The organism is Pantoea sp. At-9b (genome assembly GCF_000175935.2).
Taxonomy (GTDB): domain Bacteria; phylum Pseudomonadota; class Gammaproteobacteria; order Enterobacterales; family Enterobacteriaceae; genus Pantoea.
In genome coordinates this window covers 3,010,458-3,023,713 of record NC_014837.1, presented here as the reverse complement: position 1 = coordinate 3,023,713, position 13,256 = coordinate 3,010,458, and the positions used below count along the sequence as shown (strand labels likewise).

Below are 13,256 nucleotides of genomic sequence, written 5' to 3'. Positions count from 1 at the left end.
TGGCATGAAACATGCACATTAATCAGCGCAAACACATCACGCAGCACATAACAAAAAGCACTTCACTTGAGGGTTACCTATGAAAAAGCGAGTTCTGGCTCTTTCTCTGATGCTGGCCATGTCCAGCGCCGCGAGCGTGTTCGCGGCGGTACCGCATACGCTACGCATCGGGACTGACCCGACTTACCCGCCGTTTGAATCCAAAAACGCGCAAGGACAGTTAGTGGGTTTTGATATTGATTTGGCTAACGAAATCTGTAAGCGCATCAAAACTAAATGTACCTATGTGGAAAGCGATTTCGATGCACTGATCCCCTCGCTGAAAGCGAAGAAGATCGATGCCATCATCTCTTCCCTCTCCATTACTGAGAAGCGTCAGGAAGAGATTGCTTTCTCTGAGAAACTCTACGCTGCCAACGCCCGTCTGGTTGCGCCGAAAGGCTCGACCATTCAGCCGACCATTGAGTCACTGAAGGGCAAAAACATTGGTTTGTTACAGGGCACCACGCAGGAAACCTACGCTAACGAATACTGGCGTCCGAAGGGTGTGACGGTTACGCCATACGCTAACCAGGACCTGGTCTATCAGGACCTGAATGCGGGCCGTATCGATGCCGCGTTCCAGGATGAAGTGCAGGCAAGTGAAGGCTTCCTGAAGCAGCCGGTAGGTAAAAACTACGCCTTTGCTGGCCCGGCAGTGAAAGATGATAAAATCTTTGGCGTCGGTACCGGTATGGGCCTGCGTAAAGATGATGCGGACCTGAAAGCGGCTATCGACAAAGCCTTCGATGCGATGCGCAAAGACGGTACTTACGACAAGATTGCGAAGAAATATTTTGATTTTAATGTGTACGGTGACTAATCGTCCTGTCTAAAAGGCTGCCCGCGTAAGGCGGGCAGTGCTTCGTTAACTTCCCCACGACAGGATCTATTCCATGCTGTATGGCTATTCTGACGTCATTTTGAAAGGCACCCTGGTCACGCTGGAACTGGCGCTCAGTTCAGTGGTGCTGGCCGTTGTGCTCGGTTTAATTGGCGCTGGCGCCAAACTTTCCCGCAGTCGCCCACTGGCGATGCTGTTCGAAGGCTACACCACGTTGATCCGTGGCGTGCCGGACCTGGTGCTGATGCTGCTGATTTTCTACGGTCTGCAGATCGCCCTGAATGCCCTGACGGATGCGCTGGGCGTGGCGCAATTTGATATCGACCCGATGGTGGCCGGTATTATCACGCTGGGCTTTATCTACGGTGCTTACTTTACTGAAACCTTCCGTGGCGCGTTCCTTGCGGTGCCGAAAGGGCAGATTGAGGCAGCCACCGCTTTCGGTTTTACCGGTTCGCAAACCTTCCGCCGCATTCTGTTCCCGGCGATGATGCGTTTTGCCCTGCCGGGCATCGGTAACAACTGGCAGGTAATCCTGAAAGCGACGGCGTTGGTGTCGTTGCTCGGCCTGGAAGATGTGGTAAAAGCCACCCAGTTGGCCGGGAAAAGTACCTGGCAGCCGTTTTACTTCGCGATTGTCGCCGGGGTGATTTATCTGGTGTTTACCACGCTGTCGAACGGCGTGTTGTGGTGGCTTGAACGCCGCTACTCGGTAGGTGTGAAAAGGGCAGAGCTATGATCGATATTATTCACGAGTATTGGAAATCCCTGCTCTGGACCGATGGTTACCGTTTTACCGGTGTCGCCATCACCCTGTGGCTGTTGATTATTTCAGTGGCGATTGGCGGCTGTCTGGCGGTGTTGCTGGCGATTGCTCGCGTGTCGCCCAACCGTTTTGTTTCCACCCCGGTGTGGTTATTTACTTACGTCTTCCGTGGCACGCCGCTGTATGTGCAACTGTTGGTGTTCTACTCGGGTATGTATACGCTGGAAGTGGTGAAAGGGTCTGAATTGCTCAACGCCTTTTTCCGCAGCGGCCTCAACTGTACTTTGCTGGCGTTTACCCTCAATACCTGTGCTTACACCACCGAAATCTTTGCGGGCGCGATTCGTGCGGTGCCGCACGGGGAAATTGAAGCGGCCCGCGCTTATGGTTTCTCCACCTTTAAATTGTATCGTTGCATCATTCTGCCGTCGGCGCTGCGCACTGCGCTGCCTGCCTATAGCAATGAAGTGATCCTGATGCTGCACTCCACCGCGCTGGCGTTTACCGCCACGGTGCCAGACCTGCTGAAAATTGCGCGCGATATCAACTCGGCGACCTATCAGCCGTTTGTCGCGTTCGGCATTGCTGCGGTGTTGTACCTGATTATCTCTTACGTGCTGATTAGCGTGTTCCGTATGGCGGAGCGCCGCTGGCTGGCGCACGTGAAACCCTCTTCGTCGCATTGAGTATCACTATGGCTGAAAATAAATTAAGCGTTACCGAACTGCACAAGCGTTACGGTGAACATGAAGTCCTGAAAGGCGTGTCATTACAGGCAGATGCCGGTGACGTTATCAGTATCATTGGCTCCTCAGGTTCCGGGAAAAGTACCTTTCTGCGCTGCATTAACTTCCTCGAAAAACCGAGTGAAGGCACCATCGCGGTCAATAATGAGCAGATCAACCTGGTGCGCGACACTGACGGTCAGTTAAAGGTATCCAACAAAGAACAACTGCGTTCCTTGCGTACCCGCCTGACGATGGTGTTCCAGCACTTCAACCTGTGGAGCCATATGACGGTGTTGGAAAACGTCATGGAAGCACCGATTCAGGTATTGGGACTGAGCAAAGCAGAAGCGCGTGAACGTGCCATCAAGTATCTCGACAAAGTCGGGATTGATGAACGCGCCCGTGCCAAATATCCGGTGCATCTCTCCGGTGGTCAGCAGCAGCGTGTCTCTATTGCCCGTGCGCTGGCGATGGAGCCGGAAGTGTTGTTGTTCGACGAACCGACCTCCGCCCTCGACCCGGAGCTGGTGGGTGAAGTGCTGCGCATCATGCAGAAGCTGGCCGAAGAGGGGAAAACCATGGTGGTGGTGACGCACGAGATGGAGTTTGCCCGTCACGTTTCCAGCCATGTGATTTTCCTGCATCAGGGGAAAATTGAGGAGCAGGGTGCGCCGAATGAGCTGTTCAACAACCCCAAAAGCCCGCGCCTGCAACAGTTCCTGAAAGGTTCATTGAAATAACCGATCCCGCGTAGCGGCGCGATTTATCGCGCAGATTTTACCGGCAGCGCGCCCGGAATTGCGCGATAAATCGCGCCGCTACGATCAGGTTCTCCGTTTATGCGGCGGTATCCTGTAATGCCTCCTGCAAGTCATACCAGCGGAAGCCAAATCCTGACTCCTCCAGCCGTTTCGGCAACACATGCTGACCACCCAGTACCAAAACCGCGGACTCACCCATCATCAGCTTAATGGCGCTGGCCGGGGTGCGCATAAAGGCGGGGCGGTGCATCACATGCCCCAGAGTGGCAGCAAACTGCTCGTTACGCACTGCATAGGGGGAGACCAGGTTAAATGGTCCCTCCAGCGGATTATCAATCAGCCACCAGATAGCATTGACCAAATCATCAATATGAATCCACGGCAGGTACTGTTTACCGCTGCCAATCGGGCCACCAACGCCGAGTTTGAACGGCAGTTTCATCTTCGGTAATGCCCCGCCTTCCTTCGCCAGTACCACGCCGGTCCGCAGCAGGCACACCCGCGTGCGTTCGCTCTGTGCCGCCAGCGCTAATTGCTCCCAGCGTGCGCACAGCATATGGGTAAACTCTTCGTGACCCGGATCGTCCTCCGTCAACACCAGATCGCCGGTATCCCCGTAGAATCCAGTGGCTGAACCAGAGATCAAAAATTTTGGCGGTTGGCTGCTGGCATTGATCAGCGATACGATGCGTTCGGTGATCTGCCAGCGGCTTTCACACAGCCGCTGTTTTTGTTCGGCGGTCCAGCGTTTGTCGGCGATCGGTTCACCGGCAAGGTTAATCACGCCATCCACCCCATTTAAATCTTGCTGCTGCGCCAGACCAGACCAGCAAGCCACGCGCGGGTCCAGTTTTTCGCGTGCGGCGGCGACATCGCGCGTCACCACGCTCACCTGCTGACCCAGTTGCAATAGCCGCGGGATCAGATGGCGACCAATTAAACCGGTGCCGCCGGTAATAAGCAGATGCATGTTGAGCCTCCTTGTGCTTGTTCTGTGCTCAGTTTCAGCATAGAAGAGAAGCGTATAGCTGGCGTGACCGCGCCGACGCTTACGATGAAAAAACCTCAGCCTCCACTGGTCTTACCCCATCAACAACCGGCCTGTCTGGCATTGCCTAACGCACTAAAAATCGGTAAACATGAAGCACTCCTGATGCATATCCGAGGCAGCCGATGAATTACCCGAACATGACGTTGTGGTCCGATGCTTCTTTCTTCAGCCCTTATGCAATGTCGGTCTACGTAGCACTGACCGAAAAGGGCATCCCTTTCACCCTGAAACGTGTTGACCTGTCGCGTAATGCGCAATGGGATGATGAATATCGTGCGTTGTCACTGACCTGCCGGGTGCCGACCTTGCAGATTGACGATCTGATCCTCAACGAGTCCTCGGCGATTGCCGAATATCTTGAGGAGCGTTTTCCGGCACCGGAATATGAACGCCTGTATCCACGCGATCGTGAAAAGCGCGCCCATGCCCGTGAGATCCAGGCGTGGGTACGCAGTGATTTTATGGCGCTGCGTCAGGAACGGCCTACCGAAGTGTTGTTTGCGGGCGAACGTTTTGCGCCGCTGACCCCGGCGGCCCAGCAGGCAGCGGAAAAGCTGATCAGCGCGGTACAGCGTCTGTTACCGGATGGGCAGCAGAATCTGTTTGGCGAATGGTCGATTGCCGATACCGATCTGGCGGTGATGATTAATCGTCTGGCGTTGCATGGCGATACGTTACCGGTGAAGTTACAGCACTATGCCGAGTTCCAATGGCAGCGTGCTTCTGTGCAGCTGTGGCTGGCCGAATCAGGCAAACAACGCTAAGCACGAAGAGGTCTTGCGATAGGGAAAAGAACCCTTTACCTTACCGCTCACTCTAATAAAGAACAGTAACAGGCGCGTGCCCGGCACGCCTAAACAGAAAAGGGTTACGGATGGTGGATCAACCTGCAGCTGACGGTATCGAATGGGTAGATATCGTTAACGAAGAGAATGAAGTGATTGCGCAGGCCAGCCGCGCACAGATGCGTGCGCAGTGCTTGCGTCATCGCGCCACCTATATCGTGGTGCACGACGGCATGGGAAAAATTCTGGTGCAACGTCGGACCGAAATCAAAGACTTCATGCCAGGCAAGCTTGATGCGACCGCCGGTGGCGTGGTGCAGACCGGTGAAGATATGCTGGAATCGGCGCGGCGCGAAGCGGAAGAAGAACTGGGTATCGCCGCCGTGCCGTTTGCCGAACACGGTAAATTCTACTTCGAAGATGAACATTGCCGCGTCTGGGGCGGTTTGTTCAGTTGCGTTTCACACGGTCCTTTTGCGATGCAAGAGGAGGAAGTGGATGAGGTGTTCTGGATGACGCCGGAAGAGATCACCGCGCGGTGTGATGAGTTCACCGATGATTCACTGAAAGCCCTGTCGCTATGGTTAAGTCGTAACAGCGATAACTAAAACAAAGGCGCCAGTTTGGCGCCTTTGGTCTTAATGGGCCGGATGCGACTGACGCATGCGCTCACCGCGACGCCGTAGGATCTCCATCACAATCAACAATATCAGCGATGCCCCAATCATCAGCGAGGCCGCTGCGGCAATGGTCGGGTCGAGGTTTTCACGAATCCCGGCAAACATCTGGATGGGCAACGTGCGCTGGCTCGGACTGGCGAGGAACAGCGTCACCACCACTTCATCGAATGAGGCGGCAAAGGCAAATAGCGCGCCAGAAAATACCCCCGGCGCAATCAGCGGCAGGGTGATTTTGCGAAACGTCAGCAGCGGAGAGGCACCGAGGCTGGCGGCGGCACGCGACAGGTTGGTGTCATAGCTTTTCAGCACGGCCACCACGGTAATCACCACAAAGGGTACGCCGAGCAAGGTATGGGCCAGTACCAGGCCGAAATAGCTATTCAGCAACGACAGCCGGGCAAAGAAGAAAAACATCCCCACCGCGATGATCACCACCGGTGCCACCATTGGCGAAATGATGATCGCCATCACGATGCCTTTACCGCGAAACTCGCCACGCACCAGTCCCATCGACGCCAGCACGCCGAGGATGGTGGCCAGCAGCGTCGCCAGTGGCGCAATCAGTAAACTGTTGCCCAGCGCCCCCAGCCACTCCTGGGAATGGAAGAAGGTTTGATACCAGCGCAGGGAAAAGCCGCTCAGCGGATAGCTGAGGAACGAGCTGGCATTAAACGACAGCGGCACGATCACCAGAATCGGCAGAATTAAAAACAGCAGTACCGCTGCGCCATAGAAGTTGAAGAACGCGCCCCACAGGCGCAGCAGGGTAGAACCTTGTTGTTTCATCTTCACCACTCCTTAACGCGCCGCCGCTTCGGCGGGGGTACGGGTAACACGAACATAGACGATGTACAGCAGCATCACGATGATCAACAACTGGCTGCCCAGTGCCGCGGCCATGCCCCAGTTCATGGTGCTGTTGGTAAAGAAGGCAACGAAGTAGCTGACCATCTGGTCGTCAGGGCCGCCAAGCAGCGCCGGGGTAACGTAATAGCCAATCGCCATCATAAACACCAGCAACGCACCGGCGGTGATGCCCGCGAAGGTTTGCGGCACATAGACACGCCAGAAGGCGAGGAACGGGTGCGCACCCAGCGAGATCGCGGCGCGCATGTAACTCGGCGAAATACCTTTCATTACCGCGTACAGCGGCAGCACGATAAACGGCAGCAGGATATGGGTCATCGAGATATAGACGCCGAGGCGGTTAAATACCAGCGTCAGTGGATGATCGATCAGACCAATCCCCATGAGCGCGCGGTTGATCAACCCGCCCGATTGCAGCAACACAATCCAGCTGGCGGTGCGCACAATTAACGACGTCCAGAACGGCAGCAGCACCAGAATCATCAGCAGGTTAGCGCGACCTGACGGCTGCTTCGCCAGCCAGTAGGCCAGCGGATACCCGATGCCCACACACAGCAGGGTCACGACGGTTGCCATCCATAAGGTACGCAGCAGCACATTGACGTACAGCGCCTGGTCAGCGGGTTGGCTGACGATTGCGCCGGTTTGGGCATCGACTTTACGGTCAAAGGCTGACAGCAGGTAAAGGCTGGTCAGGGGCCTGGCGGCGCGTTGCAGGGTGCGCCAGGTGGTGATCTCTCCCCACTGTGGCTGTTTGGCAATCAGGGTGTTTTTCACGTCAACACCATTGGCCGGTGCCTGGCGGGGGACCGCGAGGATCAGACGACGATAGCTGGCATCTTCGTAGCTGAGACGCTTCGCCACACTGGCGATTTGTCCCTGATCGCGAGCGGCGATTAACTCTTTCGCCAGCAGGGCGTAAAGATGTTCATCCGGCAGCGTTTCCCCCGACCATGCCTGCAAGGCTTTGCTGGTTTGCGGCAGCGCTTCAGGCAGCTCTGGGTTATTGATGCTTTGGCTGAGGATCGAGCCAATCGGGAAGAGGAAGCAGACCACCACGAACACCAGCAACGGCGCAATCAGCAGCAGCGAACGCCGGGTTTTGGCAAACTCACTGCGTTGCAGGCGCTGGCGCAGTGTCGGTTCGTTGGCGCTGAGCGCCGACTGTGCTGGAGGGTCCAAAACGGGATTTTGGCTCATGGCCGGACTCCTTACTATTCAACATATTGCACATCACCCTCTCCCGTCTTGCGGGAGAGGGGCGGGGTGAGGGGACAGACCGCAACACCCCGCGCGATAAATCGCGCCGCTACCGGAGGGTTTACTTCGCGGCCCAGCTGTTAAAGCGCTGTTCCAGATCTTCGCCGTGTTCCAGCCAGAAATTGGCATCCACCTGCACCGATTTCGCCAGGTTATCCGGCGCGGTTGGCAGCTGCTTCAGACGCGCAGGCTCCAGCAGCGATCCGGCTTTGATATTGGTCGGACCGTAAGGGATGTTTTCGGCGTAAACTTTCTGGTTTTCCGGCTGGTTGGCAAAGGCGATAAACTGTTCCGCCAGCGCCTTATGTTGCGAACCTTTGACGATGGCCCAGTTATCCAGGTCATACAGGCCGCCGTCCCAGACGATTTTGAAGTTGTGGCCTTCAGCCTGCGCGGTGCCGACACGGCCGTTGTAGGCCGAAGCCATCACCACGTCGCCCGACACCAGCCATTGCAGCGGCTGTGCACCCGATTCCCACCACTGAATGTTTGGTTTCAGTTCATCCAGTTTTTTGAAGGCGCGATCGACACCGGCCGGGGTCGCCAGCACTTTGTAGACATCTTCACGCTTCACGCCATCGGCCATAAGCGCGATTTCGAGGGTATATTTGGCACTCTTACGCAGCGCGCGTTTGCCGGGGAATTTCTTCACATCCCAGAAGTCAGCCCAGCTGGTTGGCGCGGTTTTCAGTTTGTCGGCGTCATAGGTCAGTACGGTTGACCAGACAAAAATCCCGGCACCGCATTCGCTCACACTGCCAGGAATAAAATCGCTTTTGTTTCCCAGCTTGCTCCAGTCAAGGGTCTCGAACAGTCCTTCTTCGCAGCCACGCAGCAGTTCCGGGGTTTCCAGCTCAACCACATCCCAGCCTACCTGTTTGGTTTCGACCATTGCGCGGATACGTGCCATTTCACCGTTGTACTCACCCGCGTCAATGGTGCCATGGCCTGCGGCGGTGAACGGTTTATAGAATGCTTTGTCCTGGGCGTCTTTATTGGTGCCACCAAAAGAGATCACAGTCAGGGTTTCTGCCTGTGCTTGCAGTGCTATGGTAGCGAAAATGAGTACAGCTAACTTTTTAACCATCCCACAACTCCTGAATTATTATTGATGTGCAGGCGAACCTGCGTGGTGTTTGCAATGCAGCTTTTATGCCAGGTAACCGGCGCGTCGCTGGAACGGAGCGACGCGCCGGGGGAGACTTAGTGTTGTGCCAGAATGCCGGTCAGCAGTTGCAATGCGCTGTTGAACTGCGCGTCCGGAATGGTGAGCGGATAGAGAAAGCGGATCACGTTGCCATGTACGCCACAGGTCAGCAGAATCAGACCCTGTGCCAGCGCCTGTTGCTGGATGGAACGGGCGATATCGGCAGAGGGTTTGCCCGCGGCATCGTTAAATTCTGCGGCGATCATCGAACCACGGCCGCGTACTTCAACCAGTGCGCGACAACCGGCACCCTGCAAGGTTTCGGTGAGTTTTGCACCCAGCTGATTGGCACGCTGGCACAGTTGTTCTTCATCGATGACGTCGAGCACCGCATGTGCAGCGGCAATCGCAGGTGGGCTACCGGCGTAGGTGCCGCCGAGGCCGCCCGGTTGCGGCGCATCCATCACTTCGGCCCGGCCCGCCACTGCTGACAGCGGCATACCGCCCGCGAGGCTTTTGGCCATGGTGATCAGGTCAGGTTTGACGTCGTAATACTCGCAGGCAAACAGCTTGCCGGTACGGGCAAACCCGCTCTGAATCTCGTCGGCAATCAGCAGAATGCCATGCTGATCGCACAGCTTGCGCAGTGCGCTGACAAATTCTGGCGGCGCGACGTTGAAACCGCCTTCACCCTGAATCGGTTCAAAAATAATGGCCGCCACCTGCTGCGGGCTGATGTCGCATTTGAAAATCGCTTCGATGCTTTCCAGCGCTGCGGCGACACTGTGGCCGTGCAGGGCATTCGGATAGCGGGCGTGGAATACCGAACTGGCGAACGGACCAAAGCCGGTTTTATACGGCACCACTTTGCCGGTCAGCGTCATGGTCATATGGGTACGGCCATGAAACGCGCCAGTGAAGGCGATGATGCCAGGGCGTCCGGTGGCGGCGCGGGCAATCTTCACCGCGTTTTCGACCGCTTCCGCGCCGGTGGAGAAGAAGGTGGTTTTAGCCGGACCGGCTACCGGAACGCGTTCGTTCAAACGTTCGGCCAGGCTGATGTAATTTTCGTAAGGGATGACCTGGAACGCCGTGTGGGTGAAGCAATCCAGTTGCTGCTTCACTGCCGCCATCACTTTGGGATGGCGGTGACCGGTGTTCAGCACCGCGATGCCTGCGCTGAAATCGGTGTATTCGCGGCCCTGATGATCCCAGAGCGTGGCATTTTCCGCTTTCACGGCATAGAAATCGCACATCACACCCACACCACGCGGGGTGGCGTTTAAACGACGTGCCTGTAATTCGCTGTTACTCATAGCTCAACCTCATCATGTGATTCGCCGGCTGATTGCATGCCGGAAAACTGCCCTGCTTGCTTTTTAGCGTTTTCAGGGTTTTATAATCCAGAGCCAGTTTTTTTTATTTTGAGGAACCAATTTTGCGCAGCTTACTGGGTGACCTGCTGTTTCAGCGTTTAAATCAGCTCTCCGGCGGCCCGTTGGCGAAGCGCCTGTACGATGCGTTGCAGGGGGCGATCCAGGAAGGGGCCATTGCCACCGGCGTGCGCCTGCCTGCCAGCCGTGACCTGGCGCGGGAGTTGTCGGTATCGCGCAATACGGTGCTGGCGGCCTACGAAAAATTGCAGTCGGAAGGTTATCTCGAGACGCGTACCGGAAGTGGTACCTTCGTCAGCCTGGTACTGCCGGAGGAAAGCCCGGAAGTGGCCCCGGCACCAGCGGTTGCCAGGTCACAGGGGATGAATACTATCCGCCTGTCCCGGCGTGGATCGCGATTACTGTCACAAAGTGGGGCGGGGGCGTTCCAGTGGGGAGCGTTTATGCCCGGCGTGCCGGACGTCAGCTACATGCCGCACGACATCTGGCGCAAAATCCAGCTGCGCATCAGCCGCCGCCTGCCGGTGGAATCCCTGAGCTATGCCAATCACGGCGGCTGCGTTGAGCTGCAACAAGCGCTGGCCGAGTATCTGCGCGTGATCCGTTCGGTCAACTGCACCGCGGAGCAGGTGCTGGTCACGGCTGGCACCCATCAGTCGCTCGATTTGCTGGCGAAAATGCTGTGCGATCCGGGGGATAGCGCACTGGTGGAGGAGCCGGGTTACTGGGGCATCCGCAATGTGCTGGCGGTCAACGGTATCGACTTGATCCCAACCGAAGTGGACGAGCAGGGACTGGTGCTGCCACCGGAGCAGCATGACCGGCCTGCACCACGCCTGATCTGCGTGACGCCTTCGCACCAGTACCCGCTGGGGGCGGTGATGAGCCTGCAACGCCGCCATGAGTTATTAAATCGCGCCAAAAGTAGCGGCAGCTGGGTGGTGGAGGATGATTATGACGGTGAGTTCCGTTTTGCCGGCAGTCCGATTCCGGCGCTCCAGGGGTTATCGCCTGATGCGCCGGTGATTTACCTCGGTACGTTCAGCAAGACGCTCTATCCCGGTATTCGCCTGAGTTACATGGTGGTGCCTAAACCGCTGGCGGCGCGCATGAAAATGGCCCATTCGGAGCTGTATCGCGGTGGCTATGGTCTGGTGCAACTGACGCTGGCGGAGTTTATTCGGGAAGGCCACTACGCGGCGCACGTGCGCCGCATGCGGCAGATTTACAGCCGTCGGCGCGCGGCACTGGTGGCGTTGATTAGCGAAACGCTGGGTGCGTCCTGGGTGGTGCACCACAGCAACGCCGGATTGCACCTGATTCTGGGTTTACCGGAGAGCATCGACGATGTGGCGTTCAGCGCCGAGTTGGAGCAAAACGGTGTGCTGACGCGCCCGCTCTCGTCGTACTACCAGCGTGGCACCCTGCGTCGTGGGTTGCTGCTGGGCTACGCCTGCGTTGATGAAACGCAGATGGCCACCGCCTTCGCACCGATTTTGCAACGCTTACAGCATCACCTCAAAACCACACCTGTCGCTCAGTGACCCTGTAGTGCCCTGGCACGGTGCAGGGCACGTAATCAGTGCACTTCGGTTATTTTTAACATTTATGTAACTTATGCCTTTAAAAGGCAATAGAAATCAATAGCCTGCGATTTTTGATTCAGGCTAATTTTGTAGTTAAATTGTCAAATTTCTCTTGTGTTCCTGAAATGCGATGTGGTAGTGCTAAAAAAAGAGCCGCCAGCATGTGCATTTTTAGCTTGTTCATGCAGGAACCGTGCCTGGATTACATTTCCTTCACGCATTACGAGAGAACGTCATGAGAAATTTCGTTAGTTTCAGGAACATAAAAAAGAGTTACGACGGCGATAAGCTGGTGGTACGTAACCTCAATCTTGACGTGGAGGAAGGGGAGTTTCTCACGCTGCTTGGCCCATCCGGCTCGGGTAAAACCACCAGTCTGATGATGCTGGCGGGCTTTGAAACGCCGACCGATGGCGAGATTTTATTGCGTGATAAACCGTTGCATACGCTGCCGCCGCACCAGCGCGATATCGGCATGGTGTTCCAGAACTATGCATTGTTCCCGCATATGACGGTGGCGGAAAACCTCGCGTTTCCGCTGTCGATCCGCCGGATGAACAAAGCCGATATCAAATCGCGCGTGGATCGTATTCTGGATATGATCAAACTGACTTCGCTGGCGGATCGTTACCCGGCGCAAATGTCCGGTGGACAACAGCAACGCGTGGCCCTGGCGCGTGCCCTGGTGTTCGAGCCGAAGCTGGTGCTGATGGATGAACCGCTTGGGGCGCTGGACAAGCAGCTACGTGAACATATGCAGATGGAGATCAAACAGTTACACGACATGCTTGGCCTGACGATCGTCTATGTGACGCACGATCAGAGCGAAGCGATGACCATGTCCGATCGGGTGGCGGTGTTTAACGATGGCATGATTCAGCAGATGGACAGCCCGGATAAACTTTACGAGCAGCCGGAAAATGCCTTCGTCGCGCAGTTTATCGGTGAAAACAATAGCTTGCTGGCTACCCAGGTGGCACAGAACGGGGATTTTTATCAGGTAAAACTGGATGATGGTACGCAACTGGATGCGTTGAAAGTGCGTCCCAGCTCGCCGGGTAAAAAGATCCAACTCAGCATTCGTCCGGAGCGTGTGAATGTCAATGCACCAGAACAGGGCGATCAGATCGTGCAGGCGCAGATCCAGCAGTTTATTTACCTTGGTGACCATGTTCGCATGCTGACCAGCGTAGCGGGGCAGGGTAACTTTATGGTGAAACTGTCGCCGTCGAAGATGGATAAAAGCTGGCAGCCGGGCGCACAGGTGACACTGTCGTGGCAGCCCCAGCATCTGCGGGCATTGGATGTGATGTTGCAGTAATGCAGTAATGCGCGATAAATCGCGCCG

13 protein-coding genes are annotated in these 13,256 nt (G+C 56.2%); 8 read left to right on the top strand and 5 right to left on the bottom strand.

Features of this window, described 5'->3' with window-relative positions; translation table 11 throughout:
* Positions 1-79: 79 nt before the first annotated feature.
* From argT to hisP, 4 genes are all read left to right on the top strand, one after another.
* Complete coding sequence (gene argT / locus PAT9B_RS13860) at positions 80-862, top strand: lysine/arginine/ornithine ABC transporter substrate-binding protein ArgT (protein ID WP_013509907.1); 783 nt, start codon at positions 80-82, stop codon at positions 860-862.
* Between the two features lie 73 nt (positions 863-935).
* Positions 936-1,622 carry a histidine ABC transporter permease HisQ gene (locus tag PAT9B_RS13855; RefSeq protein WP_013509906.1) on the top strand — a complete coding sequence of 229 codons (687 nt, stop codon included), beginning with the start codon at positions 936-938 and terminating at the stop codon, positions 1,620-1,622.
* Entirely contained in the window at positions 1,619-2,335 is a 717-nt protein-coding gene (locus PAT9B_RS13850; RefSeq protein WP_013509905.1) for an ABC transporter permease, read from the top strand. Before PAT9B_RS13855 ends, PAT9B_RS13850 begins: the two co-directional genes overlap by 4 nt.
* 8 nt (positions 2,336-2,343) lie before the next feature.
* Complete coding sequence (gene hisP, locus PAT9B_RS13845; RefSeq protein WP_013509904.1) at positions 2,344-3,117, top strand: histidine ABC transporter ATP-binding protein HisP; 774 nt, start codon at positions 2,344-2,346, stop codon at positions 3,115-3,117.
* Between the two features lie 97 nt (positions 3,118-3,214).
* Here hisP and PAT9B_RS13840 read toward each other — a convergent pair whose 3' ends face one another.
* Positions 3,215-4,108, bottom strand: coding sequence for a TIGR01777 family oxidoreductase (locus tag PAT9B_RS13840; protein ID WP_013509903.1), 894 nt, complete (start codon positions 4,106-4,108; stop codon positions 3,215-3,217).
* 203 nt (positions 4,109-4,311) lie between these two features.
* On the opposite strand from PAT9B_RS13840, the gene yfcF reads away from it, so the two are divergent.
* Positions 4,312-4,953 carry a glutathione transferase gene (gene yfcF, locus PAT9B_RS13835; protein WP_013509902.1) on the top strand — a complete coding sequence of 214 codons (642 nt, stop codon included), beginning with the start codon at positions 4,312-4,314 and terminating at the stop codon, positions 4,951-4,953.
* Positions 4,954-5,063: 110 nt separating this feature from the next.
* Positions 5,064-5,582, top strand: a complete 519-nt coding sequence (gene yfcD, locus PAT9B_RS13830; protein ID WP_013509901.1) for an NUDIX hydrolase YfcD — start codon at positions 5,064-5,066, stop codon at positions 5,580-5,582.
* Positions 5,583-5,612: 30 nt separating this feature from the next.
* Here the strand turns inward: yfcD and PAT9B_RS13825 are convergent, their stop codons facing one another.
* The 4 genes from PAT9B_RS13825 to PAT9B_RS13810 form a co-directional block, all read right to left on the bottom strand.
* Complete coding sequence (locus tag PAT9B_RS13825) at positions 5,613-6,440, bottom strand: ABC transporter permease (RefSeq protein ID WP_013509900.1); 828 nt, start codon at positions 6,438-6,440, stop codon at positions 5,613-5,615.
* A gap of 12 nt (positions 6,441-6,452) precedes the next feature.
* A complete protein-coding gene (locus tag PAT9B_RS13820) occupies positions 6,453-7,721 on the bottom strand; it encodes an ABC transporter permease (protein WP_013509899.1) in 1,269 nt (422 codons plus the stop codon).
* Between the two features lie 121 nt (positions 7,722-7,842).
* A complete protein-coding gene (locus tag PAT9B_RS13815) occupies positions 7,843-8,868 on the bottom strand; it encodes an ABC transporter substrate-binding protein (RefSeq protein ID WP_013509898.1) in 1,026 nt (341 codons plus the stop codon).
* Positions 8,869-8,984: 116 nt separating this feature from the next.
* Positions 8,985-10,244: a 4-aminobutyrate--2-oxoglutarate transaminase gene (locus PAT9B_RS13810; RefSeq protein WP_013509897.1), complete on the bottom strand. Its 1,260-nt coding sequence runs from the start codon at positions 10,242-10,244 to the stop codon at positions 8,985-8,987.
* Between the two features lie 122 nt (positions 10,245-10,366).
* On the opposite strand from PAT9B_RS13810, the gene PAT9B_RS13805 reads away from it, so the two are divergent.
* Together PAT9B_RS13805 and PAT9B_RS13800 are read left to right on the top strand one after the other, a co-directional pair.
* Entirely contained in the window at positions 10,367-11,866 is a 1,500-nt protein-coding gene (locus tag PAT9B_RS13805) for a PLP-dependent aminotransferase family protein (protein WP_013509896.1), read from the top strand.
* Between the two features lie 277 nt (positions 11,867-12,143).
* Positions 12,144-13,229: an ABC transporter ATP-binding protein gene (locus PAT9B_RS13800; protein WP_013509895.1), complete on the top strand. Its 1,086-nt coding sequence runs from the start codon at positions 12,144-12,146 to the stop codon at positions 13,227-13,229.
* Positions 13,230-13,256: the final 27 nt, after the last annotated feature.